A 25,986-nucleotide genomic window follows, 5' to 3' on the forward strand; every position below is an offset into this window, starting at 1 on the left:
TGCTTTCATTTAGAAATTACGATTTGTCCAAAGCAAATGGTATTCCAAAGTTGCGAAGTTAAAATTTTAATACCATCTAAAGAGGCTTATTGCCATCGGCTTTTTCTATTTTTGAATCAAATTTGTTTTATGAAAATTGTATCCTATAATGTCAACGGAATAAGAGCTGCTTTAAAAAAAGGGTTTATAGAATGGTTGCAATCTGTTAATCCAGATGTTGTCTGTCTACAGGAAATCAAGGCACAGGAAGATCAATTGGACCTTGCCGTTTTTGAAGAAGCAGGCTACCCATATAATTATTGGTATAGTGCCCAGAAAAAAGGATATAGTGGTGTTGCTATTCTTTCAAAAACAAAACCGGACCATGTTGAGTGCGGCACGGGTATTGAAACAATGGATTTCGAGGGAAGAAATCTCAGGGCTGATTTTGGAGATCTTTCGATTATGAGTATGTATCTACCATCTGGCACCAATATGGATAGACTAGATTTTAAGCTTAATTATATGGCAGAAATTCAAGATTATTTTAACGAACTGCGAAAGGAAAAGCCAAATCTCGTCGTTCTTGGAGATTACAATATATGTCATGAAGCTATTGATATTCATAATCCTGTAGGGCTTAAAAACGTATCTGGATTTTTACCTGTAGAAAGAGAATGGATCGGAAATTTGATAAAAAGTGGTTTTATAGACAGCTTCAGACATTTTAATACAGAACCCGATAATTATACCTGGTGGAGCTACAGGGCCAATGCAAGAAACAATAATAAAGGTTGGCGACTGGATTATGCCATGGTGGCAGAACCTTTAAGGGATAGATTAAAGCGCTCCGTAATACTTTCAGAAGCTAAACATAGTGATCACTGTCCTATTTTAGTTGAGGTAGATTAATATCTTTTTATGCTTAAGAACAGACTTCCTTTACTTTTTGTTTTTCCACTATCAATTTTAATTTGGTTGTTTGGAAATGAGGTTGAAGAGGAGTATTTTGTTGTTGAAGCTGCTATTATTGATACCTTAGAAGTACAAGATAAGGGAGCAACTCTGGCAGCTGTGTATTGTGCTACCTGTCATAAATTACCTAAGCCAGAATCATTGGATAAATCGACTTGGGAAAATAGTGTTCTACCCAATATGGGGCTTCGTTTGGGTCTTAAAATAGACGGGAAGAACTGGTATGATACCATGAGCGAAGCCGAAGCTGATATCGTCAGAAACTTGAGGATATACCCAGAGTATCCATTAATTACCAAACAGGATTGGGACGTAGTAAAAAAGTATTACATAAGTAACGCACCAAAAGAGTTGCCCGCTCAATCAAAAAGAAAAGATACGAGCAATACTATCTTTCCATTTAGTGCTCAGACCATAAGTATTGGTGATTCTAAGTTACCTCAAGTAAGTTTACTTCGTTTTAATCCCGAAACCTCCGAATTATATATTGGGGATTTTCAAAATCTAATTACTATAGATAATAGGGGAAACATAACCAATAAATGGAATTTGGAAAGTCCGGCATCGGATATCGGCTTCGTAAAAGGTGAAAAGCCATTACTGCTAAGTCTTGGTAAGCTTTCGCCATCTGATCAAGCCTTAGGTAAATTATCCCGGCTAGATAAGAAAACGAGTTCAACCAAAAATAATATAGTACTATCCAATCTAAAACGACCGGTAAATTTTCAAGTGGCGGATTTAAATAATGACGGTAAGGAAGATTTAGTACTATGTAGTTTTGGACATTATGGAGGAAAACTTTCTTGGTTAGATGATTTTGATAGTTCAAAAGAGTACGTTTTAAACACCTTGCCAGGAACTAGAAAAGTAGAAATTTCGGATTTCAATGGTGATGGTAGACCGGATATAATGGCCCTTATGACTCAGGCCAGGGAACAAATAACCATTTACTATAATCAAGGAAATAACGAATTTAAAGAACATAATGTGTTGAGCTTCGATGCTGTCAATGGCACTAGTTATTTTGAGTTGGCGGATTTTAATGGAGATGGCTACCAAGATATTTTAGTAACTAACGGCGATAATCGAGATTATTCTCCGATTGATAAGCCCTATCACGGAATTCGGGTTTATATCAATGATGGGAACAACGAATTTAAGGAGGCCTACTTTTTCCCCATGTACGATTGCGGTAAAGCAATGACCCGGGATTTTGACGGTGATGGCGACCTTGACATCATTGGAGCGGCCCTCTATTCGGAGTACACGGAAAATCGAAACGCGAAAGAAAGTGTAGTTTACCTAGAGAATAAGGGAGGGTTAAATTTTAAGCCTTCCTATATGGATGTGCCCATTCATGGTAATTGGCTAACTATGGATGTGGGAGACTTTAATGCTGACTCCCATTTAGATATTATGTTGGGAACTTTTATATATAACATTCCAGAAATGATGTCCATAACCATGAATACAGGAACAACTTCTTTTCCACAGGTTCTTCTTTTGACGAATTTATCCGATTAAACTTTAAGATTAAGTTAGAATTTTAATATGTTCCGATGTAGGGATATTTTATTTGCTAATTTTGCACTCTTAAAAGATAATCCATAGTTATATGAAGTACACCAGCCTGCCGCATACCGACATTGAAGTAAGTAAAATTTGTCTAGGTACTATGACCTGGGGTAAACAGAATACAGAAGAAGAAGGTCATGAGCAAATGGATTATGCTTTGGACCAAGGGGTGAATTTTTTTGATGCCGCAGAATTATATCCCGTACCAGCACATGCAGATACTTATGGCCATACGGAAAAAATAATTGGAAGCTGGTTCAAGAAAAATGGTAACAGGGATAAAGTAGTACTAGCGTCTAAAATTGCTGGTAATGGTGATTACACCAAGTTTATACGGTCTACGGGTTTTTCTAGGGAATCTATCATAGAGGCCGTAGAAGGGAGTTTAGCAAGATTACAAACCGATTATATTGATTTGTACCAGTTGCACTGGCCAGAACGTAATACCAATTATTTCGGAAAAAGAGGTTATACGCATGATATATCCGATCATTGGGAAGATAATTTTCATCAAGTTTTAGAAACTTTACGAGATTTAAAACGAGAGGGAAAAATACGTCACGTAGGTACTTCTAATGAAACTCCGTGGGGTACCATGCGTTATCTTGAGGAGAGTAAGGTGCATGCTACTTTGCCACGTACCATAACCATACAAAACCCCTATAATTTATTGAACCGGCTTTTTGAGGTAGGACTTGCAGAAGTTGCCATGCGTGAAAAAATTGGCTTGTTGCCATATTCACCACTTGCTTTTGGAGCATTGAGCGGAAAATATTTAGGAGGAAGAATGCCGGAAGGCTCTAGGGTATCGCTTTTTCCACGGTTTGACAGATATACTGGAGAGATAGCAACAGAGGCTACTCAGAAGTATTATGAATTGGCACAAGCGAACGATTTATCCCTTGCCCAGATGTCCCTTGCCTTTGTAAATACTAGACCCTTTGTGACCAGTAATATTATCGGTGCAACCTCTATTAAACAGTTGACGGAAAATATAGCAAGTATAGATGTTTCGCTGTCAGAAGATGTCTTAAAAGGAATAGAGGCTATACACGGTCAAATACCTAATCCGGCACCATAAAAAATTGATATGTTCACCTTAAAAGTAGGTTTTGGTCAAATTGTTCTTATTGTTATAGTCATTGTTATTATTCTAGTAATGGCAAGAATAATGAGGGATAAACGCTAATCGAATAAACCTCGTACTACATCTTCAATCTTAGAGGCCAATAACACTTTTATTTTTGTGTTCTTGAGGCCTATCTTATTGTTTTTAGATACGATTATTGTAGTGTAACCCAATTTTTCTGCCTCGAGTATACGTTGTTCTACCCGCTGTACCGGTCTTATTTCTCCGGCGAGACCAACCTCTGCGGCAAAACAAATTCCTTTTTCAATAGGGATATCCTCATTGCTGGATAAGATAGCCGCAATAACGGCCAAATCAATAGCCGGGTCATCCACAGAAATACCACCTGTAATATTCAGGAATACATCTTTAGCTCCTAATTTAAAACCCGCCCGTTTTTCCAATACCGCTAACAACATATTAAGACGCTTTGCATTATAACCCGTTGTACTGCGTTGAGGTGTGCCGTAAACCGCAGTGCTAACTAGCGCCTGAATTTCTATAAGCAAGGGCCTCATTCCTTCTACGGTAGAGGCTATTGCGGTTCCACTAAGACCGTCGTCGTTTTTGGAAATCAGTACCTCGGACGGATTGTTCACTTCCCGCAGGCCATTACCCTGCATTTCATAAATCCCTAACTCGGCTGTAGAACCGAACCTATTTTTTAAAGATCTAAGGATTCTGTAGACATAATTACGGTCGCCTTCAAACTGAAGCACCGTATCTACCATATGTTCTAGAATTTTTGGACCAGCAATAGAACCATCTTTTGTAATATGACCAATAAGAATAACCGGGGTATTGGTTTCTTTGGCAAATTTGATAAGTTCTGCAGTGCATTCCCTAATTTGAGAGATGCTTCCAGCAGCAGATTCAATATAATCAGAATGTAGTGTCTGTATGGAATCAATAACCACAATATCGGGTTCTGTAGCTTCAATCTGTTTAAATATGTTTTGAGTTTTAGTCTCCGTTAGGATAAAACAAGTTTCACTATTAGGGAATATGCGGTCCGCTCGCATACGTATTTGCTTTTGGCTCTCTTCTCCAGAGACATATAACGTTTTATATGGTAATTTTAATGCAATTTGGAGCAACAGCGTACTTTTGCCCACTCCTGGCTCTCCACCTAGAAGTACTAGGGCTCCAGGGACTAATCCTCCACCAAGGACTCGATTAAATTCAAGATCAAAAGTATTGAGGCGAAGTTCTTTTTCCGTACTTATTTCATTGACTAAAAGTGGCTTGGAAACTCTTCTAGCTTGGTTTTCGGGTGTTTTCCAACTTGTTTTTTCTTCCTTTTGGACAACTTCCTCCACTACGGTGTTCCATTCTTTACATGCAGAACATTGTCCAACCCATTTTGCGTATTGTGTTCCGCAATTCTGACAAAAAAATGCAGTTTTTGTTTTAGCCATTCTCTAGCAGGTGCTATTTGTGCTAAAGGTAACAAGAAGTTTGAAAATGATGGAGGTAATTTTTAGAAATCAAGGGCTATTTATCCTTGTACTTTTGCTTACTGAATTCAGTGAAAGCGATAAAAAAGGAAGCCCAGGCCATTAGCAAGCCCAGACCATTATATACAAGGTTGAACTCACCTTTTAATCCAAAGTAAGTAAATAGTATACCTGAAATTATAAAGTATTTAGAGTCTATTTTTATCATGCGTAGTAGGTGTTAAAAACGGTTGGGATTTGGGATTTGGACAAGAAGGTTAAAAACCAAAATCAGCTTTTAACGCATCCATTTTTTCAAGTGCCATTTCTTTGGTCAAGAAATCTATTTCTTCCATTTGAAATGCTTTTTCAAAGGTTTTTAAGGCTTTTTTAGGTTCTCCTAATTGCTCGTAATATTCACCTTCAAAATAGAAACCAAGCATTGTTTCTGGATATTGCTGTTTACAAAGGTCGGACAAGGGTTTTAAAGATTCAAAATCTTCTTTTTTCCTAGAAGCTGCATAAACGGCCATAATATCATTAAGCTCTACTGGTTTACTGAAACCAAAAAGGTCTTCAATACCCTTGTATTTATTTTCGAGGTAGTCAAAAACAGGCTCTTCCGATGTGAGTATTTGAGTTTTATACTCTTTTGGACTTATGGGTTTAAACATTGCAAAAATATTATCAAAGGCTTTCCCAAGGCCATATGTGGCTATAGATATATGGTCAGCACCCGTGTACTCATCAAAAAAGTAATGTAAACTTTCTTTTTCAATTGCTTTAATAGCTTTGTCCATTTCAAATACGGCTGCCGTTCCTTTATTTTTTTCTCCTTCTACGATGAGCTGGTAGAATATTTGCTTATCAAATACGCCCAATCTACTCGCAACCCTTGTTCCCATTTCTGGTGCCAATGTCGGAGATATACTTATATACGCATTAAAAAGGGAGTTGTCTTTAAATAGCCAGTAGTTTTGAAAATTAGCTGTTATGTCGTATCCCACGATCATTTTAAAAGGAGCTGTACTAAAATTAAGGTCTAGGTAGGGTATAAGTTCCATTCCTAAGAATTCAAAGAATTTCTTTCCCTTTTCGCTTGGTAATCCACTATCTGGCTCAAAGGCGCAGTCCTCATACCTCAAGTCATCTTTACTTTGGTTAATACCTACCACTATACTTTCTGGCATGCCGTGAAAACGGCTATAGAATTTTGAGGTTGCAACAACTTGGTCAAATAAGTAGTTGCCATCCAGTACAATGACTAAGGGATACTTTTTGGTGTCATCTAGGTTTTCTGGGAAATAGTATTGCACATCCCTTCTTTCTTGAAGTTTAAATGATTCAAAGATTTCCTGTTTCACTTGTGCGTTGACTAAAAACCCAACAGATAGCACTAAAAGAAGAAAAATACGCTGCATAAACTTTGTTTTGGCAGCAACACAGTACTACCTATTACGGTTCAATAACGGTAATAGGAGAAAAGATATTGCACCAAAAACAATGTTCATAAGTGTTTGTGCGATCCACATTATCCAACCGAATGCATCCCCCGAAACTTCTTGTATGCCAAATAGGACTAGGGCTTTACTTACCAATATGGGAAAAAGTCCTACTCCACCGTTGGTTGTTGCCATTGCAAATGCACCAAAAACAAATGCGACCATGACTTCACTTAGACCCAAATTTACGGTAGATGGCACTGTAAATTTAATGACCCACATCATACCGATATAACAAGACCATATAAAAAAGGTGTGTGCCACGAACGCCCATTTGCGCTTCATTTTAAAAATACTGAAAACCCCGTCTAGCAAACCTTTCACAAAACCTTTTATTCGTAAAGCGAAGTTAGATTCGGATTTCTTTATGAAGAGTACAAATATTAAAACACCAATAATCACGGCTGCCAACAGCATAAAAATACCATTAAGATTTAGCCCGCGTTCTTGAAAAAACACGAGTATAATTTCTGTCTGAAGCAGCAAGGTAATCGTTACCACAAGTAAAAGCATAAAGACGTCAATAACACGTTCGGTGACAATAGTTCCAAAACCTTTTTCAAAAGGAACACCTTCATACGTTGTTAGCGCTGTTGCTCTTAGAATTTCACCAGTTCTGGGTACACCTAAATTGGCCAGATAAGCCATGAAGATCATAAAAACGTTATTGATCAGTTTAGGTTTGTATCCTAAGGGTTCCAAGAGATAATTCCATCGTATTGCTCTAGATATATGTCCTAGTAGACCAAGAATAAGGGAAATTGTAATCCAAAAAACATTAGCCTCTTTGATATAGAATAAAATCTGTTCGCGATCAGAAGGTGCCGTCTTTTGATACCAATAAAGTACCAAAAACACGCCAATAGCAATTGGAAGTATTGTTTTTAAAGTTTTTTTTAGGGAATTGGTCAAAATCTGTACTGCAGTTTAACTTAAATCTAGACCAAGTTACTTAATTTAAGTCAACAAATTGTTTGCCTCATTTGGGAAAACCAAAGATGGATTAAAATCTTTAGCCTTTTCAATATCCATTCTAGCGTAAGTAATCAATATTAAAACATCGCCAACGGCTACTCGTCTAGAGGCGGCACCGTTTAGTGTAATTTCACCACTTCCTCTTGGGCCGGGTATGGCATAAGTTTCAAGTCGTTCCCCATTATTATTGTTGACGATCTGTACTTTTTCGCCTTTAATAATATTGGCCGCATCCATTAAATCTTCGTCAATGGTAATGCTGCCGATATAATTAAGGTCAGCACCTGTAACTTTTACACGATGAATTTTTGATTTTACTACTTCTATTTGCATTGGGTAAAATTAATTTAGAGCTATATTATCAATAAGTCTTACGCCTCCAGCGTAAACGGCTATAAAGGCCCTATATTTTATATTTTTCTGTTTTCTTTTCGCGGGCGTCAAGGTTTCTACATCGGTTATATCAAAATACTCTAATTCTAAATCATTTTCCGAAAGAAAAATATCCTGCACCCATTCTTTAATATTAGGAACACTTTTCGTGCCAAATTTTTGCTTGGCAGTCTTTAAGGTGCTATAAATTAAACCGGCCTTATGCCGTATATTAGAATCTAGCCTTTCATTTCTAGAGCTCATGGCAAGCCCATGGTCTTCACGAACTATTGGGCATGGTACTATTTCAACCGGTATTTCTTGTATTTTAGTTAACTTCTGAATGATACGTAATTGTTGAAAATCTTTTTCTCCAAAATAAGCCCTTTTAGGGTTTGTTAGTTTTAGAAGCGTTTCAACAATAGTTCCTACACCGTTAAAATGGTTATCTCTAAATTCTCCTTCCATTACCTTGTCCAAACCATGAAAATCATAGGTGTTTGAAACCACCGTATCATCATAAATTTCTTGAATGGTAGGTGCAAAGACCATAATATCAGGAGATATACTATGAATTAACTCCAAGTCTTTATTAAGCGTGTTGGGGTATTTTTCTAAATCTTCCGGATTATCAAATTGAGTCGGGTTTACAAATATGGTGACAATGACATACTCGCTGTCTAAAACCGCCTTTTTGATTAAGGAAGCATGCCCTTCATGTAAAGCTCCCATTGTGGGTACTAGTCCAAGGTTACTATTGTCGGATAATTTTTGCAAGTGCTTTAAAAGCTCTTTTTTAGATATAATGGGGAGCATGTAATTTTGTCATTAACGAGCAAACTTACTATAAATACTGCTAATCTCTATATTTTTTGTAATTTTGCACCTGCATTTCTGCGAAAAATTAAAAACAGCTTTTATGAATGGTAAAAAGATATTGTTTGTATCCTCTGAATTAGTTCCTTACCTGCCGGAAAACGAGGTTTCATTAATGTCCTATGAAGCGCCTAGAATGGTCAATAGCAATGGAGGACAAATAAGAATCTTTATGCCTAGGTACGGAAATATAAATGAAAGAAGGCATCAGCTACACGAAGTAATCCGATTGTCTGGGATGAATCTGGTAGTTAACGATATGGATATGCCACTAATTATAAAGGTGGCATCTATACCAAGAGAGCGTATTCAAGTATATTTCATAGATAACGAAGAGTATTTCAAAAGAAAAGCCACTTTTACAGATAAAGAAGGTAATTTATTTCCTGACAACGATCAAAGGGCCATATTCTTTGCAAAAGGGGTTATGGAAACCGTTAAAAAACTGAACTGGTCACCAGATATCATTCATGTGCATGGTTGGATGGCGAGTTTACTGCCTTTGTATCTTAAGAAGTATTATGCGGACGAGCCACTTTTCGCAGATAGTAAAATAGTTCTTTCGGTCTATGGAAAAACATTTGAAGGAGAGCTCGATAAGAATATGCTTAAAAAAATCACCTTTGATGGTATCCCCGAAGAAGAAATCACCTCTTTAGGGTCCCCCACATATAATAATTTGTTAAAAGTAGCGGTAGATTTTTCAGATGCGGTTATTTTAGCCTCTGAAGAGATTCCAGAAGAATTGAATTCACATATTGCTAACCTCCAAAAACCAGTGTTGTCCTATGTTCCCGTTCAAGAATTTGAAGAGGCATATGCCAATTTTTATAACACGGAAGTTTTAAAATAATCTGAATGAATTTTTTTAACAAAAGCCCTTATACAGCCTTTATAGGCCTCGTTTTTGTGGGTATTTTTTTCACTTCTTGTGAAGAAGAATTAACTACGATTGGTGCTGGTGTTGTTGCTACGGACCCATTTACTACTGGGAAAGAAGTGTATGACGTTTTTGCTTTCAATAAAAATATTGAAGCTGTACGAACCAATAAACTACCCATTTATCAATTAGGTACATTTACCGATGCCACGTATGGTAAAACAGAAGCTTTTGTTACTTCACAATTACAACTTCCAAGTGGTAATCCTACTTTTGGTACGCTTGCGCAAAGCACGGAAGATAATGCAGATACAGATGACGTTATCACGACAATACAGGAAGAAGAAACGGTCAAAGAAGTATTTCTGTATATTCCATATTTAACAAAAGCTGGCTCAAGAGATAGTGATTTAGATGGTGTTGATGATGAGTTTGATAAAGAGCCAAATGACGCTACCAATGACAACGATGGTGACGGGGTTTCCAACAGGGGAGAAACAGCTACAAATACGGATCCACTCGATCCTAATAGTGTAGATGCCGATATTGATGGGAAGAACGATACTGACGGAGCCACAATATTCGCAAATAATTTTGCTAGAAGGGTAGATTTAGACAGTATCTACTTTAATGGTAAAAATTACGATGATTTAGACGTTAATGGAGACCTAGAGGTAATTGCGCCACCTATTTTTAATTTAAAGGTGGAGCGTTCTACGTTTTTCCTAAGAGATTTAGATCCTAGTACAGATTTCCAAGAAGCACAAGAGTATTTTTCTTCACAAGAATTTGCTCCGTCTTTTGTGTCCGACGTGTTGTTTGATTCAAACGAAGACGGGCAACTTAGTATAGACAGCAAGGAAATCTTGATTCCAAGAGAAGATGATGAAACCACGGAAGACGTGGACGAATCTCAATCCTCTAGTCGTTTGAACCCTGGAATAAGAATACCTTTAGACAATGCATGGTTTCAAGAGAATATCCTTAATAAGGAAGGAAGTTCGGAATTACTGAGTCAAGCTAATTTTAGTGAGTTTATGAGAGGTATTCATTTAACGTTGACACCTCAGGAAGGCGAGGATTTGATGTTATTGTTAGATTTAAGACAGGCCAGTATAACAATGACCTACACTTTTAAATCATATAGCACCAATGGTACCGCGGACGATATATCCGATGATGAGATAGAAACCAATGAGAGAGATTTTATTTTTAACCTTATATCCGGGTCTCCAAACGGAGCAATATTAGGTAATGCCGTAAATACGCTACGAAATGAAGTATATCCGGCCCAGGTTTTGGATAACTTGGACAATGAAGAAAATGCTTCAAGAATTTTTCTAAAGGGAGGTGCTGGTGTTACCGCTAGAATTAATCTTTTCGAGATGAATGAAGGAGAGAGCGTTATTGAGCAAATTAGAGCGGAAAATTGGGTTATTAATGAAGCTAATTTGGTTTTTAATGTAGACGCAACTTTAGCCGGTAACAACATAGCCCCACCAAGACTTTATTTATACGACATGGAAACGGGAAATCCCCTTTACAATCCACTAACCGAACAAAATACAGCGGAAAATATCTTTGGTCTTTTTCTAAATTATGATGGAATCATTGAAACTAATAACGATGGCACTGTAAAGTATACCGTTCGTATAACGGATTATATAAATGAGATAATAGTAAGAGAAGAGGCTAATAGTACCTTGGGCCTCATTCTTACCACTAATATTGAAGCAGTAGGTTTATCAAATGCTATGCTAGAAGAAGGAGAGGTTGACATACCAGCCACGGCTACATTGACGCCATTAGGAACTGTTTTCTTTGGCAGTAATATATTGGAGTCGGACCCTAATTTCGATAAAAGGCTTAAGCTGGAGATTTCCTATACACAAATTGATTAATTCTCCCTATTTCTTAATAAATTTTCTCTCAGATTATACAATTCATAGATTATTAGCGTTCTATATCCAGAAACTAGATAGTTTTTTGCGCATTAGTTTACTTTTGTGTAGGAAATTTAATATAAATCACCAAACACTAACAACATGTGTGGAATAGTAGGCTACATCGGCCATAGGGAAGCTTTCCCAGTTATTATTAAAGGATTACAACGACTAGAGTATCGTGGTTACGATAGTGCTGGCGTTGCCTTATTTGATGGAAACGAAATTAACCTTTCTAAGACTAAAGGGAAGGTAGAAGATTTAAAAAATAAAGCAAAGGGTATTTCTCAAAAAGGAAATTTGGGTATAGGCCATACAAGATGGGCTACGCACGGTGTGCCTAACGATGTAAATTCGCACCCTCATTATTCAAATTCTGGTGATTTGGTTATCATTCATAATGGGATTATTGAAAATTATGAGTCTATTAAAAAAGAGTTAACCAAAAGGGGATATACGTTTGAATCTGATACGGATACTGAAGTTCTTGTGAATTTAATAGAAGAAGTTAAGAAAACGGAGGATGTAAAATTAGGAAAAGCCGTTCAGATTGCTCTTAATCAGGTAGTCGGTGCTTATGCCATTGCCGTTTTTGACAAAAAGAAACCAGATGAGATAGTAGTGGCTAAATTGGGAAGTCCGCTAGCTATAGGTATTGGCGATAATGAATTCTTTATTGCTTCGGATGCTTCACCTTTTATTGAATTTACTAATAATGCCGTTTACCTGGAAGATGAAGAAATGGCTATTATACGTTTAGGAAAAGAGATAAAACTTCGCAAAATTAAGGATGATGCCGTTGCTTATCCAAGGATTTTGGAACTACAAATGAATCTTGAGGAGATTGAAAAAGGTGGTTATGACCACTTTATGCTCAAGGAAATATATGAACAACCAAGAGCTATAAAAGACACTTATCGTGGTAGGCTGCTCGCTGATCAAGGACTGATACGTATGGCAGGTATTGACCAGAACTTAGAAAAGTTCTTGAATGCCAATAGAATCATCATCGTTGCTTGTGGAACTTCTTGGCACGCTGGCTTAGTGGCAGAGTATATTTTTGAGGATTTAGCTAGAATACCCGTAGAGGTGGAATATGCTTCTGAGTTCAGGTATAGAAATCCGGTTATTACGGAAAACGATGTGCTGATTGCTATTTCGCAGTCGGGAGAAACAGCAGATACATTGGCAGCTATAAAATTAGCCAAGGAAAAAGGAGCTTTTGTTTTTGGAGTATGTAATGTAGTAGGTTCTTCTATTGCTAGAGAAAGTGATGCAGGTGCATATACCCATGCTGGACCAGAGATAGGAGTTGCTTCTACAAAGGCATTTACAACCCAGATTACCGTATTAACGCTTATCGCTTTAAAATTAGCGAAGGAAAAAGGTGTTTTTTCACAAACGCAATATCATGAGTACCTTACAGAATTAGAGACTATTCCTGCTAAGGTTGAAAAAGCTTTGGAGTCCAATCCGCTAATTGAAATCATCTCCAATGTTTATAAGGATTCAACCAACTGTCTTTATTTGGGCAGAGGTTATAATTTTCCTGTAGCACTAGAAGGTGCTTTAAAATTAAAGGAGATTAGTTACATACATGCCGAAGGGTATCCTGCTGCTGAAATGAAGCATGGCCCAATTGCACTTATAGATGAACAAATGCCGGTTTTTGTAATTGCTACCAAAAGAGGCCATTACGAAAAAGTGGTGAGTAATATACAAGAAATAAAATCAAGAAAAGGTAAGATTATCGCAATCGTAACGGAGGGTGACGAACAAGTAACAGAACTTGCCGATCATGTAATAGAAGTACCTGAAACTTTAGAAAGTCTAACTCCTTTGTTAACAACGATTCCATTACAATTACTTTCCTATCATATAGCAGTGATGCGAGAGTGTAATGTAGATCAACCGCGTAATTTAGCAAAATCCGTAACGGTGGAATAAAACGTTCGTAGACCAAATTTTGAAAGGGAGCCCTATTTTGTAGGGCTCCCTTCTTATTTTAAGGAATTCCTATTAGAGGCTCATTATTTTTATCAAAATAATACTATGCATGCATAATTTTTTTCATTTTACTATTTTCCATTTAAAATTATCTGTATCTTCAGCCCCTAACTAATTTTAACTCAAATTTACAATGAGAGCAATACTATTTTTAGCATTGATTCTGTCTGGGGCCTTAGGGTTTTCCCAAACGACAATCAATGGAAATGTTGTTGACCAGAACAATGAGCCTATACCAGGCGCCAATATTGTCATCGTAGGAAAAGCAATTGGTGCTACTGCTGACTTTGATGGTAACTTTGTTTTGTCAACCTCAGAAGTCCCCCCATTTAAAATTAATATTTCTAGTATTGGGTATGCGGACGCTGTAGAGAACGTAACTTCAAATAATCAAACCTTCACGGTGGTATTGGAAGAAACGCAAACTTTTTTGGATGAGGTGGTGATATCCGCTTCAAGAACTCCAGAACGTATTTTTGAATCTCCTGTAACGGTAGAGCGCTTTGGATTACAAGAAATCCAGAACACTGCTTCTGCGGACTTTTATGGTGGTTTAGAAAACCTGAAAGGCGTAGATGTTAACACGAACAGTTTAACCTTTAAGTCGGTAAACACCAGAGGTTTTGCCACTTTTGCCAATACACGTTTCATGCAATTGGTAGATGGTATGGATAACTCTACACCAGCCTTGAATTTCCCTATAGGAAATTTAGTGGGTATGATAGAGACTGATGTTTTAAGTGTAGAATTATTGCCTGGTGCATCTTCCGCACTATATGGTGCAAATGCTTTTAACGGTATCCTCTTTATGCGTAGCAAAAGTCCTTTTGATTATCAAGGCATTAGTGCATCGGTAAAACAAGGGGTTACTTCTCAAGAAGCTGCAGGAACAAATTCCTACACTGATGTTGGAATAAGGGCTGCTCACAAATTCAGTGATAAATTCGCAGTAAAATGGAATTTTGGATTTTTAGATGGTACCGATTGGGCAGCTACAAGCGAAGTAGATAAGTTTAATCCTGGAGCAACCCGTGCAGATTTAAATTATGACGGTATTAATGTTTATGGTGATGAGGTTTCAGCAGATATTAAAGATGTGGCCGTTACTTTAGAAGGTCTTGGTATTTTACCGGCAGGAGCCAATGCGCTAGTGCCATCGCAAGAAGTAAGTAGAACAGGGTACAACGAAAGAGACCTTACAAACTATACAGCTCGAAGTATTAAATCTGATTGGGGATTATATTACAGACCTATAGAAGGTAAAAGTCTTGAGCTCTCCTATGTTGGTAAAATCGGAACCGGAAATACCATCTACCAAGGAACTAATAGGTACAATATAGCTAGATTCTTTCAGGAGCAGCATAAATTAGAAATTAGAAACGATAACTTCTTTGTTAGAGGTTATGTAGTAGCTGACAAGGCCGGAGATTCTTATGATATGGTGTTTACAGGAATCAACATTAATCGGGCTTGGAAAGACGATAATACTTGGTTCGGGGAGTATGCCGGTACTTATGTGCAGGCTACGCTAGGAGGGGCTACTAACGAACAGGCGCATGCGGCTGCAAGGGCCCAAGCGGAAACAGGTAGATTTTTACCAGGCACACCAGAATTTCAAGCTGCCTTTAATCGTAGTATAAACGACCCCGATTTATCTACAGGGTCAAAATTCCAAGATGCCTCGAAGTACTATCACTCAGATGCAAATTATAATTTTAGCCATCTAATTGATTTTGCTGAGATACAAATAGGAGGATCTTACAGACAATACAGCCTAAATTCGTCAGGAACCATTTATACCGATTTTGATGGGCCTATAGACTATTCCGAATTTGGTATTTATACACAGATTCAGAAAAAGATTGAATTAGAAGGAGAAAAAAGCCTAAAACTTACTGGTTCTGTAAGGTATGATAAGTCAGAATTTTTTGATGGTTTCTTTTCACCGAGAATTTCGGCAGGATTTACCTTGAACAGGGATCATAACATTAGGGCTTCGGTACAAACAGGATTTAGAAATCCAACCACGCAGGATTTATTTATTGGTTTAAATGCGGGTAGAGCTATTCTAATTGGAGCAGCACCGGATAACCTAGACCGCTTTTCTAGAAATTATGATGTTAGTGGTGGTGGTCAGTTACTAGGACAGCCAGCGCAGATTACACAGACGGGTAGAGCGGCTTACGAGAATTCGTATTCGGCGGAATCTGTTCTTAGACTATCTCAAACCGGTAACCCGGCAGATTTGGAAATTGCCAATCCTGACTTGGTACAGCCAGAACAGGTTACATCCTTTGAAATAGGCTATCGTGGTAAGGTTGATAAGTTGGTTATCGATTTTAGTACCTATTACAACAGCTACAAGGATTTCCTTTCTCCAGAGAATGTAATTGCCCCTTATTATGGTGCCGTTGGCGACGGTTCTTTATCTGTAGCTGCAATTTCCAATGGCGATTTTCAAACATATCAAGCATACACAAATTCTGATGTAGATATAAATTCTTATGGAGCCTCTTTAGGCCTTACAGCCAAAGTACTAGGTAACTTTGACTTGAGCGGTAGTTATACTTTCACAAAACTAGATTTTGATAGAGAATTAAATCCAGATTTTCAGGTACAGTTCAATACGCCTGAGCATCAGTTCAAGGCCTCTTTTGGTAATACAGAACTATTTAAAAACTTCGGATTCAACGTAAACTATAGATTTAGTGATGATTATTTCTGGGAAGCTACATTTGGTAACGGAGTAATACCTGAGTTCCATGTCGTTGATGCTCAAATTAATTATTCTGTTCCTAGTATTAAATCCACTTTTAAAGTAGGGGGTAATAACCTGTTAGGAGATGAATATTTTACTGCTTTTGGAACAGGGTTCATAGGTTCTATGTACTACCTATCATGGACTATCAACAACTAAATGAAAATCAAATAATTATTTGACATGAAAAACTTAAAATATTTTTATTTACTAACCGCATCCTTGCTCTTTGTTAATTGTAATGACATTGAAGACGTAGACCTGAATGTCACTGAGCCAATGGAACCAGCTCCTGAGCTTACAGCAGGTTCTGCAGATTTTTCAAACTATGTTTCTTTAGGAAATTCTTTGACCGCAGGTTTTACGGACGGGGCATTATTTCAAGCAAGTCAAACCTTATCTTTTCCAAATATTCTTTCTCAAAAATTTGCTGTAGTCGGTGGGGGTAGCTTTACGCAACCCTTAACAAATGATAATTTGGGAGGTTTGGCTTTGGCTGGTACCAGAATTCAAGACCCAAGGTTAGTATTCGGAGGCGCAGGTCCTGTTGGAATAGAATCTCTGATAGGTCCAGTTACAGTGACTACTGATATCGCTTTGAACAATCCAACAGGTCCTTTTAACAATTTAGGAGTGCCTGGTGCTAAAAGTTTTCACCTCCTAGCACCTGGTTATGGTAATTTAGCAAATGTTCCTTTGGGACTTGCGAATCCATTCTTTGTTCGGATGACGGGAAGTACGCCGGATGCTAGTGTTCTTGAGTTGGCAGTAGGCCAATCACCAAGCTTCTTTTCACTTTGGATTGGGAATAATGATGTATTGGGTTATGCTACTACAGGTGGCGACGGTACTAATCCTTTAACGCCTGTAAACGGAGCACCTGGTGTTGGTTTTGATGGTAGTTATGGTGCGTTGATAGCAACACTTACAGCAGGTGGGGCGCAAGGAGTTGTTGCGAATATCCCGAATGTCATCGATATTCCGCATTTTACTACAGTACCGCATAATCCATTAGACCCTACAAATCCTGATTTCGGTTCTCAAATAGCAACTTTAAATGGTATTTTCGGACAATTAAATCAAGTATATGCTTTTTTAGAAACTCAGGGAATTCCGAACGCAACAGATCGGCAGATTGTCTTTGCTACAGACGCGGCTAGCGAGGTAGTGATAAAGGATGAGAATTTACCTGATTTATCAGCACAAATTGCCGGGGTTTTTAACGCTAGTCCTGCTTTCCCATTGTTTGTGCAATCCTTTGGACTTCCTGCAGAAGCGGCGCCTTTGGTTGCTGGATTGTTAGGTAATATCTACGGACAGACAAGAGAAGCTACTCCGGAAGACTTATTGGTTCTACCCAGTGCTTCTATCATTGGTACTGTAAATACAGCTTCTGTCGGGGCATTAATTGGACAAGGATTACCACAAGCATTGGCAGGTCAGTTCTCTGTTGAAGGTATTTCACTTCCTTTAGAAGACAAATGGGTGCTTACTCCAGAAGAACAGGCAGAAATAGCAACTGCTACGGCGGCATTCAATACTATAATTGAGGCCTCTGCAAATGCGGCAGGTTTAGCTTTGGTTGATGCAAATGGTTTATTGAATCAGTTGGCCAATGGAGGTATCACCAGTGGTGATTTTACTTTAACATCAAGTTTAGTTACAGGTAGCGCTTTTTCATTAGACGGAATACATCCAACGGCAAGGGGTTATGCACTTTTGGCAAACGAATTCATGAAAGCTATAGATGCTACATACGGCTCTAACTTTGAAGCTTCGGGTAATCTTGTCAATGTTGGTGATTATCCAACGAACTACTCTCCTGCACTTCAATAGAATAGCTGGGTTATAAAAAATATAAAGAGGCACTTTAATAGTGCCTCTTTTGTTTGGTAAAAAACCCTAAAAACAGTTTTTCTTTAAAATCTAATGACATATCTTTGCAGCCGGAAAATGAAAGCATTTTCTAGCTTATTTTAAACGCAATACATAAACAAAAGAGTAATGTCAAAAGTTACAGGTAAAGTTTCGCAAATCATTGGCCCTGTGGTTGATGTAGAGTTTCAATCAGGAGCAGACCTTCCTAAAATCTATGATTCTTTAGAAATCACGAACAAGGATAAGTCTAAATTGGTATTAGAAGTACAATCTCACGTAGGAGAGAATACGGTTAGGACAATTTCAATGGATTCTACTGATGGACTAAGCAGAGGTACTGATGTAGTGTCTACTGGAGCTGCGATACAGATGCCGGTCGGGGATGATGTTTATGGACGTTTGTTTAATGTAATTGGGGACGCTATTGATGGTTTAGGTGATTTGCCTAAAGCCGGAAAGGATGGTTTGCCAATTCACCGTGAAGCACCAAAATTTGAAGATTTAACGACTACTACAGAAGTACTATTTACTGGTATTAAGGTAATAGATTTAATTGAGCCTTATGCAAAAGGGGGTAAAATTGGACTGTTCGGTGGTGCAGGTGTTGGTAAAACGGTATTGATTCAAGAATTAATTAATAACATCGCTAAAGGTCACGGTGGTCTTTCCGTGTTTGCAGGTGTAGGTGAAAGAACTCGTGAAGGAAACGATTTACTTCGTGAGATGTTAGAATCTGGTATTATTAAATATGGGGATGATTTCTTGCACTCTATGGAAGAAGGCGGATGGGATTTATCCAAAGTAGACAAAACAGCAATGAAAGAATCAAAAGCGACTTTCGTTTTTGGTCAGATGAACGAACCACCCGGGGCACGTGCACGTGTTGCACTTTCAGGTTTAACTATAGCTGAATTTTTCCGTGATGGTGCGGGAGAAGGTCAAGGAAAAGACGTTTTGTTCTTTGTAGATAATATATTCCGTTTTACACAAGCAGGTTCAGAGGTATCGGCACTTTTAGGTCGTATGCCATCTGCGGTAGGTTACCAACCAACTTTAGCAACGGAAATGGGTGCAATGCAAGAGCGTATTACATCAACAAAGAGAGGTTCTATCACATCCGTACAGGCGGTTTACGTTCCTGCAGATGATTTAACCGATCCAGCTCCTGCAACAACATTTGCACACTTAGATGCAACTACGGTATTATCCCGTAAAATTGCAGAATTGGGTATTTATCCTGCTGTAGACCCATTGGATTCTACTTCTAGAATTCTAACTGCTGAAATTTTAGGGAATGATCACTACGCCTGTGCGCAACGTGTAAAAGAGTTATTACAACGTTATAAAGAATTACAGGATATTATTGCCATCTTAGGTATGGAAGAATTATCTGAGGAGGATAAATTGGCTGTAGGTAGAGCCAGACGTGTACAACGTTTCCTATCACAACCTTTTCACGTAGCTGAGCAGTTTACTGGTCTTAAAGGTGTTTTAGTTGATATTAAGGAGACTATTAAAGGATTTAATATGATTATGGATGGTGAATTAGATCACTTACCGGAATCTGCCTTTAACCTTAAAGGAACCATTGAAGAAGCTATAGAAGCTGGAGAGAAAATGTTAGCTGAAGCATAAATTGTTGCTAGTTGCTAGGTGATGGTTTTTTGTAAATAAGCCATCAACGAACAACGAACAACGAACAACGAAATAATATGTATTTAGAAATCGTATCACCAGAGGCAACCTTATTTTCAGGAGAAGTTACATCGGTAACCGTTCCTGGTATCAACGGTGAATTTCAAATGTTACAGGGTCACGCACCAGTAGTTTCTCTTTTACAAAAAGGAGATGTTAAGGTTGAAGGAAATATTTCCATCGATGAGGCTTATGAGAATGAATTTACTACCGATGCCACAGGTAAAACCATTCTTGCTATAACAAGTGGAACAATTGAAATGAAGGACAATAAAGTGATTGTATTGGCAGATTAGTGACTATACAAACTTAATAACATTAAAAGCCATACACTTCTATAGCGTATGGCTTTTTTATGTAAATAATATTGAAAGATAAAAATGTCATAATTTCTGAAGGGAATCGCCCTTTATGGCAATTGGTAATTGCTGCAGCGCATTATACTGCGATTGTAATATTGCTTTTCTTCTTTTTTACAAAATTTGAGTTTACTACAAATACCAAGATTTTAAGAGGTAGCTTTAGTTTACTGGAGGCAGCGATTTTTTTAATTCCGAGTGCTTTGGCATTTTCTGTAGTTAGGAGCTCGCTTTTCGACATGAAAAACAAACAATTTAAGATTGCATATGGTGTCGGGCCTATTAATTGGGGAACATGGCGGGCTTTACCTGAAATACAATATGTATCAATTTTTCGGCAGTCAAAGGCGGACGGTAATTTTGTGTACGAAGTAAATTTGTGGTACAAGAAGAATAAACATTTCAATATTTATCAGAATACCCATGCGGACACCGTTGAACTCATGGGGCGTAGTGTTGCGCAAACCCTGAATGTAGACTTATGGGATGCAACTGTTCCGCATAAGGAACATTGGGTGGAGATAGAGCGGGAGGAGTCTTAAGTAATCTTAATCGTTTTTATACGCAATTATAGCGCTGGTAGTGAGTATTTACAGATTGGTAGAAAGACCTTAATAGCTTGTTGTAGAAAAATTAATGATTTATTGGTATATTATCATAAAAAGAGCTCATGAGAAAAATAGTCGCATATCTACTAATCTTAGTGTTGTTTTCTTCTTGTAGTAAAGAAAGGTCTTCTATAACAATTATTCCAGCAGATGAAGTTATAGATAGGGAAGAAAATAATAGCGAAGAAGAACTTGAATTGACTACACCATTTCTCCGGGTAGATAATACTAGAATTGTAGACGGCAGTCAAAATAATGTAAAGTTACAAGGTGTTGCCTTCGGTAATTTTATTTGGACAAATACACCAACCCCCGCACCGCACCACACCGAAGAAGATTTTAAACGTGTGAAAGCTATGGGTATGAATACCATCAGGTTCTATTTGCATTATATTTTTTTTGAAGATGATGCAAATCCGTACACCTATAAACAAGCTGGTTGGGACTGGCTTGACCAAAATATTGAATGGGCAAAAAAACATGATGTTTATTTAATTTTGAACATGCATGCACCCCAAGGAGGATACCAATCGCAAGGCAATGGTGATGCCTTGTGGGATTTGGTTGAAAATCAAAATAGATTAGTAGCCCTTTGGCAGGCAATTGCCGAACGTTACAAATATGAAGACCGTATTGCTGGGTTTGGTCCGGTGAACGAACCCGTACCAACACAAGATATGAATCAATGGAGTGAGCTCGCACAAAAATTGGTAGATGGCATTAGAGAAGTAGATAAAAATCATCCCATCTTTTTAGAACGGGCCATTTATGTAAAAGGAACTAATGAAGTAGATGAAAATTTTAATTTTCCGCAAGTAAATGGGTCGGGGATTGTTTATGAATTTCATGAATACACCCCATATTTTTACACGCATCAATTACTAGACTTTGCTAATTTAGGTGACGGTGGCCGTTATCCTGATGAAAATGCGTTACAAGTACAAGATTTAAATTGGTATACCGCCAGTTTCAATAATCCTACGATACCTGCTGGCAATACAGATTGGACGTTTTATGAAGGCCAATCTTATCTTGTAGATGACCCTAAGGTAACAGTAGCCTTACCGGCATTGGTTGGAGCAAATACGGGCGATACTGTATTCTTTGATGACATTATCATCAAAGAATATAATGAAGATGGAATTTTTGTTAGAAATGTATATGAATCGGGTTTAGATAGTTTTGATGGGTGGAGTTTTTGGAGCGCAAATCAATCAGGAACCGCTGGTTTATCTACCACGGAAGGAAATTCTTCCAATACCAGCCTTTTTATAAAAAATAGTAACTCAGATGCCAATATCAGCAATTTTGCTGCTATGTTTGAACCACGGCAAGGCCATTCGTACCAAATTAATGGTTGGATGAAAGGAGAGCGTATTTCAAACACTTCAAATTGCACGTTACGGATTGATTTTTATACTTCGAATAGCCCTATTCAAAAACGAAATAAAAGTTTTCTTGAAAGTACCATACTGCCTATTGTAAATTGGTCAAAAGAGAATAATGTTCCTTTATATATGGGTGAATTTGGTGCAGGCACACCTTGTTTCGCTAACAATAAAGGAGGGCTACTATGGGTTGAAGATATGGTTGATATTCTCAACAAATACGACATCCCTTTTACCTATCATTCATACCATGAAGATTCTTTTGGACTGTATTTAGGCTTTGGTTTACCAGAACCTACCAATGTAAACCAACCCTTGATAGATTGGTTTACCAATAATCTGAATTAATCTTTTTATAGCGTTTAAAATTTGGTTTGCTTTTAGCCAGCGGTATTGTTTTTGTAAGCTAGTATATCTCCTGGCTGGCAATCCAATTCTTTACAAATAGCCTCTAAAGTAGAAAAACGTACCGCTTTTGCCTTACCGGATTTTAGTATAGATAAGTTGGCTTCTGTAATACCAATAGCTTTGGCGAGCTCCTTACTTTTCATGTTACGTTCTGCCAATACCTTGTCTAAGTTTATGATAATGCCCATATTATATGGTTAGGTCGTTTTCTTTTTTTAAGGAATTCCCTTCTTTAAATATCTCCGCAAGAAGAAAAGCAAAAATAGCTAGAGATAAAGGAACAATTGAGAGGCTGAAATTTATAAGTGAGCCTTCTTGAAAGGTAATCCATTGAACACTTCCTATTAAAAGGTATAAAAATAAGAAGTTACCAATACGCTTGAAGGAATTAATATTTTTCATTTGAAATGTACTGTAATTTTCTACTGATAGAACTACTTTTTTAAACTCCTTGAGCGCCAGAAATAAAAGGATAAGTAACGCCGAATATTGCATGAACAAAAGGTATAGTGATGGTATAGAAATAGTGTCAATGATGTAGTTCTTATCTATATTTAAAATTTTACTTGAAGAACCCCAAGTATCCAATTTACTATATTGAAAACTTGAATTTTTGAGCTGTATGTCAATCTTTTTATAAAAATCTTTTTCATATTGAAAGTGAACGAAAACACATATCAATAAAATAATAAGACTAATGCAGAGCGCTTGTGCTGCTCTACATCCGTATACTGCAAGATTTAATATTTTGTTTCTAGTCATTTTATATAGTTAAATCGTTTTCTTTCTTCAGTTGATAACCATCTTCGATTAATTTTGCAATTATTAAAATAAAGAATGCGATAAGTAACAAAGGAATTCTATCCGCAATGGCCGCTCCAAAGTTTTTCCCCATATTGTAGGCCACTGACTCTCCAACTACGGAGACTTTTTCAAAAGAATTTTCAAAAACCCGTATGATAAAAATTCCAATAGAGTAGTATATAAGGCCTTTTCCGACAGTTTTGAAAATGGTACTGTTCTGTTTGGAAAAAAAGGACTCTGCTTTTATCGAGTATATCGTTTTTCGAAATTTAAGCAATAGCCAAAACATATAAGATAATAGCGCTACTGTTAGCATGGTAAGAAATAATGACCAGTAAGTATTTACTGTATCAGATGATTCTAAGGAGTAAAACTTCAAGTGTATAAGTTTAGATAGGGTTACTACTTTAACTAAAAGGGTGCCACATACAGCAAAAATTAAAAAGTTAACAAGTATTTTAAACGAGCTTGATAGGTTTTTCATGATATTTTATTATTGTTTAACAATAACAAATATATAAAAATTATTGAAAAACAATAATATCAAATTTTGAGGGTACTCGTCATTTACATCCTAGAGAAAGAAAAACAGTACTTTGTTTTAGGATTAGTATTGGGAAAAAATGATTAATTCTTTAACCATGCCGCTCTTTTTTGTAGTGTTTCCTTGTTTGGTTCAAGACCTTCTTTTTCCATTAAGGTAATTACATAAGTAGGATCAGGCTGTAATGTAACCTGTCTATTTTTCTTAATTCCAAAACGTTCGAATTCGACATTCAATACATCTCCGACATTTAATTTGGCAATGTATTTATCAAAGGATTCTCCATTTGGAAACGGTTGTTCATTGATACTTAGGATAACATCACCTTTATCCAAACTAGCTTTGTATGCCGGGCTACCTATTTTAGGGTTGCTTTTTATAACGCCGTTTAAGTCTTTGTTTATGGCGGCGGCAGCTCCGAAATAGGGTTTAGTGTTATTTTGAGTCAAACGAATTCCGTTAGCTTCAAAAAGCATTTTATAATTTGGCATTCCGCTTGCGTAGATATAGTTATTAAAAAAGTTATCCCCAAAGTCTTTTCCGGCATAGGCATTAAGACTATCATGTAGGTTACGGATGGTATATGGTGTTGGAGTCTTACCATAGGTTTTCCAAACCAATTTCATATAATTGTCCAGATTCAAATTATTTTCTCTTAAGGCTAAATCTAGTGCCAAGCCAAGCACACTGCCGTAAGAATAGTAAGAGATAAAAGTATTTTCTCTATTTACTGGGTCAACCGAAGTAGCGGCATCCACAAAAGGCGCCTGAAAACTCATTTCAATAGGATTAAAGAACTCCCTTGCCGGTGAATTCCACACGTAGTTGAACGTACCCGTAAGTCCTTCTACATATTTTTCTGGTGTTATCAGTCCTGCTCTGCAGAGGATAAGATTTGTATAGTAACTCGTAAAACCTTCGGCAAACCATAAGGACCCGCTCATATTGGCGTTTTCAAAATCAAAAGGCTCTAAAGATTTTGGTCTTATACGTTCCACGTTCCAAGCATGGAAAAATTCGTGCGATACTGTTCCTATATTTCGTTCCAGGCCTCCGTTTGCCAAACTTCTTGTGCTTGTCAAGATAGTAGAATTTCTGTGTTCCATACCATCGCCAGATGCATTAGGGATATAACAAGCCAAGAACACATATTTTCCATAATCGAATTGGGGCAGTTCCCCATAAACCTCTTTTTCCGCTAAAACTACTTTTTTCACCTTCTCAAAATAGGTGTTCAACTCTTCATTAGTTCCATTATGATGAAGTGCTAGCTGTATGGTTTGGTTGTCTACTTTAAATTCACGTAATCCAAAATTGCTAATTTCAGTTGGGCTATCCATGAAGTATTGCAGGTTGGGGGCTGTGTAGGTAGTATTTTCCAAAAGAGGTAGTTGTGTGGCAATTTTCCAGTTTAAATCTTCTCTGGGGTTATAGGTAACTTCTATTTTTCTTTCACTTAAAGACGGAGCGTACATAAACGTAGCAGGAATATTCAAATGTGCATGGGTCTCATCTATTTGCGAATAGGTACCATCTCCGCGGTTCGCGAAAAGCGTGTAGGAAATATGAACTTCTCCGTTATGCCCGCTTATTAACCATTGGTACGGGTCCGGTCTTGTAATTTTTAGGTTTTTGCCTTCGCTATCTGTTGCCTTAAAATTGTAAATGTTTTTAGCAAATTCGTGAAGAGCGTAACGTCCTGGGCTAGTTCTGCTCATGCGAACCTCCAAGGTCTCTGTTATAATGTTAGGGAAGTGCACGGTTACTTCTGCTTCATGATGTACGGCATTTTCAAATGATATTTTATAGGTGTTTGTTTGGCCTAGAACATGAAGTGTTGAAAAGCAGATAACAATTAGGAATAATAAGGAGCGCATAATATTTTTCACTAAGAT

General features: G+C 37.4%; 22 protein-coding genes. 12 read left to right on the forward strand and 10 right to left on the reverse strand.

All coding sequences use genetic code 11. From position 1 onward, the window contains the following. Nucleotides 1-129: 129 nt before the first annotated feature. From SJY09_RS15020 to SJY09_RS15030, 3 genes are all read left to right on the forward strand, one after another. Complete coding sequence (locus tag SJY09_RS15020) at nucleotides 130-891, forward strand: exodeoxyribonuclease III (RefSeq protein ID WP_396636516.1); 762 nt, start codon at nucleotides 130-132, stop codon at nucleotides 889-891. A gap of 9 nt (nucleotides 892-900) precedes the next feature. Then, complete coding sequence (locus SJY09_RS15025) at nucleotides 901-2,478, forward strand: FG-GAP repeat domain-containing protein (protein WP_396636517.1); 1,578 nt, start codon at nucleotides 901-903, stop codon at nucleotides 2,476-2,478. A gap of 91 nt (nucleotides 2,479-2,569) precedes the next feature. Next, on the forward strand, nucleotides 2,570-3,610 hold the full coding sequence (locus SJY09_RS15030) for an aldo/keto reductase (RefSeq protein ID WP_396636518.1): 1,041 nt from the start codon (nucleotides 2,570-2,572) through the stop codon (nucleotides 3,608-3,610). Nucleotides 3,611-3,714: 104 nt separating this feature from the next. On the opposite strand, the gene radA is transcribed toward SJY09_RS15030, so the two are convergent. From radA to panC, 6 genes are all read right to left on the reverse strand, one after another. Then, a complete protein-coding gene (gene radA / locus SJY09_RS15035) occupies nucleotides 3,715-5,076 on the reverse strand; it encodes a DNA repair protein RadA (protein WP_396636519.1) in 1,362 nt (453 codons plus the stop codon). Nucleotides 5,077-5,152: 76 nt separating this feature from the next. Further along, a complete protein-coding gene (locus SJY09_RS15040; RefSeq protein ID WP_396636520.1) occupies nucleotides 5,153-5,323 on the reverse strand; it encodes a hypothetical protein in 171 nt (56 codons plus the stop codon). Nucleotides 5,324-5,372: 49 nt separating this feature from the next. Then, nucleotides 5,373-6,515, reverse strand: a complete 1,143-nt coding sequence (locus SJY09_RS15045; protein WP_396636521.1) for an alpha/beta hydrolase — start codon at nucleotides 6,513-6,515, stop codon at nucleotides 5,373-5,375. A gap of 27 nt (nucleotides 6,516-6,542) precedes the next feature. Beyond that, entirely contained in the window at nucleotides 6,543-7,508 is a 966-nt protein-coding gene (locus SJY09_RS15050) for a YbhN family protein (RefSeq protein ID WP_396636522.1), read from the reverse strand. Between the two features lie 45 nt (nucleotides 7,509-7,553). Beyond that, entirely contained in the window at nucleotides 7,554-7,904 is a 351-nt protein-coding gene (panD, locus tag SJY09_RS15055) for an aspartate 1-decarboxylase (protein WP_396636523.1), read from the reverse strand. Nucleotides 7,905-7,913: 9 nt separating this feature from the next. After that, nucleotides 7,914-8,759, reverse strand: coding sequence for a pantoate--beta-alanine ligase (panC, locus tag SJY09_RS15060; protein ID WP_396636524.1), 846 nt, complete (start codon nucleotides 8,757-8,759; stop codon nucleotides 7,914-7,916). Nucleotides 8,760-8,862: 103 nt separating this feature from the next. Between panC and SJY09_RS15065 the strand changes: the two genes are divergently transcribed. From SJY09_RS15065 to SJY09_RS15105, 9 genes are all read left to right on the forward strand, one after another. After that, a complete protein-coding gene (locus SJY09_RS15065) occupies nucleotides 8,863-9,672 on the forward strand; it encodes a glycogen/starch synthase (protein ID WP_396636525.1) in 810 nt (269 codons plus the stop codon). 5 nt (nucleotides 9,673-9,677) lie between these two features. Continuing rightward, nucleotides 9,678-11,600, forward strand: coding sequence for a DUF4270 family protein (locus SJY09_RS15070; RefSeq protein WP_396636526.1), 1,923 nt, complete (start codon nucleotides 9,678-9,680; stop codon nucleotides 11,598-11,600). A 144-nt stretch (nucleotides 11,601-11,744) separates the two neighbouring features. After that, nucleotides 11,745-13,589, forward strand: a complete 1,845-nt coding sequence (gene glmS / locus SJY09_RS15075) for a glutamine--fructose-6-phosphate transaminase (isomerizing) (protein ID WP_396636527.1) — start codon at nucleotides 11,745-11,747, stop codon at nucleotides 13,587-13,589. Nucleotides 13,590-13,782: 193 nt separating this feature from the next. Next, nucleotides 13,783-16,566: a TonB-dependent receptor gene (locus tag SJY09_RS15080; RefSeq protein ID WP_396636528.1), complete on the forward strand. Its 2,784-nt coding sequence runs from the start codon at nucleotides 13,783-13,785 to the stop codon at nucleotides 16,564-16,566. Nucleotides 16,567-16,590: 24 nt separating this feature from the next. Next, a complete protein-coding gene (locus SJY09_RS15085; RefSeq protein WP_396636529.1) occupies nucleotides 16,591-18,243 on the forward strand; it encodes a G-D-S-L family lipolytic protein in 1,653 nt (550 codons plus the stop codon). A 168-nt stretch (nucleotides 18,244-18,411) separates the two neighbouring features. Then, the gene (gene atpD / locus SJY09_RS15090) at nucleotides 18,412-19,920 is read left to right on the forward strand and encodes a F0F1 ATP synthase subunit beta (RefSeq protein WP_396636530.1); all 1,509 of its coding nucleotides are present in this window, start codon (nucleotides 18,412-18,414) and stop codon (nucleotides 19,918-19,920) included. Nucleotides 19,921-19,997: 77 nt separating this feature from the next. Continuing rightward, a complete protein-coding gene (locus SJY09_RS15095) occupies nucleotides 19,998-20,276 on the forward strand; it encodes a F0F1 ATP synthase subunit epsilon (RefSeq protein ID WP_396636531.1) in 279 nt (92 codons plus the stop codon). 71 nt (nucleotides 20,277-20,347) lie between these two features. After that, complete coding sequence (locus SJY09_RS15100) at nucleotides 20,348-20,881, forward strand: hypothetical protein (protein ID WP_396636532.1); 534 nt, start codon at nucleotides 20,348-20,350, stop codon at nucleotides 20,879-20,881. Between the two features lie 128 nt (nucleotides 20,882-21,009). Further along, a complete protein-coding gene (locus SJY09_RS15105) occupies nucleotides 21,010-22,683 on the forward strand; it encodes a glycoside hydrolase family 5 protein (protein ID WP_396636533.1) in 1,674 nt (557 codons plus the stop codon). A gap of 32 nt (nucleotides 22,684-22,715) precedes the next feature. Here SJY09_RS15105 and SJY09_RS15110 read toward each other — a convergent pair whose 3' ends face one another. The 4 genes from SJY09_RS15110 to SJY09_RS15125 all read right to left on the reverse strand — a co-directional run bounded on the left by SJY09_RS15110 (nucleotide 22,716) and on the right by SJY09_RS15125 (nucleotide 25,968). Further along, nucleotides 22,716-22,931, reverse strand: coding sequence for a helix-turn-helix domain-containing protein (locus tag SJY09_RS15110; protein ID WP_396636534.1), 216 nt, complete (start codon nucleotides 22,929-22,931; stop codon nucleotides 22,716-22,718). 1 nt (nucleotide 22,932) lies between these two features. Continuing rightward, entirely contained in the window at nucleotides 22,933-23,505 is a 573-nt protein-coding gene (locus SJY09_RS15115) for a DUF2975 domain-containing protein (protein WP_396636535.1), read from the reverse strand. 1 nt (nucleotide 23,506) lies between these two features. After that, complete coding sequence (locus tag SJY09_RS15120) at nucleotides 23,507-24,031, reverse strand: DUF2975 domain-containing protein (protein ID WP_396636536.1); 525 nt, start codon at nucleotides 24,029-24,031, stop codon at nucleotides 23,507-23,509. A 143-nt stretch (nucleotides 24,032-24,174) separates the two neighbouring features. Beyond that, nucleotides 24,175-25,968 carry a M61 family metallopeptidase gene (locus SJY09_RS15125; protein ID WP_396636537.1) on the reverse strand — a complete coding sequence of 598 codons (1,794 nt, stop codon included), beginning with the start codon at nucleotides 25,966-25,968 and terminating at the stop codon, nucleotides 24,175-24,177. Between the last annotated feature and the right edge of the window lie 18 nt (nucleotides 25,969-25,986).

It is taken from the genome of Maribacter sp. R77961, assembly GCF_044594925.1.
Taxonomy (GTDB): domain Bacteria; phylum Bacteroidota; class Bacteroidia; order Flavobacteriales; family Flavobacteriaceae; genus Maribacter.

Coding starts and splice junctions, on each gene's coding strand:
- panC (WP_396636524.1), bottom strand. CDS start 8,759: ATGCTCCCCATTATATCTAAAAAAGAGCTTTTAAAGCACTTGCAAAAA.
- SJY09_RS15125 (WP_396636537.1), bottom strand. CDS start 25,968: ATGCGCTCCTTATTATTCCTAATTGTTATCTGCTTTTCAACACTTCAT.
- SJY09_RS15110 (WP_396636534.1), bottom strand. CDS start 22,931: ATGGGCATTATCATAAACTTAGACAAGGTATTGGCAGAACGTAACATG.
- atpD (WP_396636530.1), top strand. CDS start 18,412: ATGTCAAAAGTTACAGGTAAAGTTTCGCAAATCATTGGCCCTGTGGTT.
- SJY09_RS15080 (WP_396636528.1), top strand. CDS start 13,783: ATGAGAGCAATACTATTTTTAGCATTGATTCTGTCTGGGGCCTTAGGG.
- SJY09_RS15025 (WP_396636517.1), top strand. CDS start 901: ATGCTTAAGAACAGACTTCCTTTACTTTTTGTTTTTCCACTATCAATT.
- SJY09_RS15120 (WP_396636536.1), bottom strand. CDS start 24,031: ATGAAAAACCTATCAAGCTCGTTTAAAATACTTGTTAACTTTTTAATT.
- SJY09_RS15105 (WP_396636533.1), top strand. CDS start 21,010: ATGAGAAAAATAGTCGCATATCTACTAATCTTAGTGTTGTTTTCTTCT.
- SJY09_RS15030 (WP_396636518.1), top strand. CDS start 2,570: ATGAAGTACACCAGCCTGCCGCATACCGACATTGAAGTAAGTAAAATT.
- SJY09_RS15020 (WP_396636516.1), top strand. CDS start 130: ATGAAAATTGTATCCTATAATGTCAACGGAATAAGAGCTGCTTTAAAA.
- glmS (WP_396636527.1), top strand. CDS start 11,745: ATGTGTGGAATAGTAGGCTACATCGGCCATAGGGAAGCTTTCCCAGTT.
- panD (WP_396636523.1), bottom strand. CDS start 7,904: ATGCAAATAGAAGTAGTAAAATCAAAAATTCATCGTGTAAAAGTTACA.
- SJY09_RS15045 (WP_396636521.1), bottom strand. CDS start 6,515: ATGCAGCGTATTTTTCTTCTTTTAGTGCTATCTGTTGGGTTTTTAGTC.
- SJY09_RS15040 (WP_396636520.1), bottom strand. CDS start 5,323: ATGATAAAAATAGACTCTAAATACTTTATAATTTCAGGTATACTATTT.
- radA (WP_396636519.1), bottom strand. CDS start 5,076: ATGGCTAAAACAAAAACTGCATTTTTTTGTCAGAATTGCGGAACACAA.
- SJY09_RS15095 (WP_396636531.1), top strand. CDS start 19,998: ATGTATTTAGAAATCGTATCACCAGAGGCAACCTTATTTTCAGGAGAA.
- SJY09_RS15070 (WP_396636526.1), top strand. CDS start 9,678: ATGAATTTTTTTAACAAAAGCCCTTATACAGCCTTTATAGGCCTCGTT.
- SJY09_RS15115 (WP_396636535.1), bottom strand. CDS start 23,505: ATGACTAGAAACAAAATATTAAATCTTGCAGTATACGGATGTAGAGCA.
- SJY09_RS15065 (WP_396636525.1), top strand. CDS start 8,863: ATGAATGGTAAAAAGATATTGTTTGTATCCTCTGAATTAGTTCCTTAC.
- SJY09_RS15085 (WP_396636529.1), top strand. CDS start 16,591: ATGAAAAACTTAAAATATTTTTATTTACTAACCGCATCCTTGCTCTTT.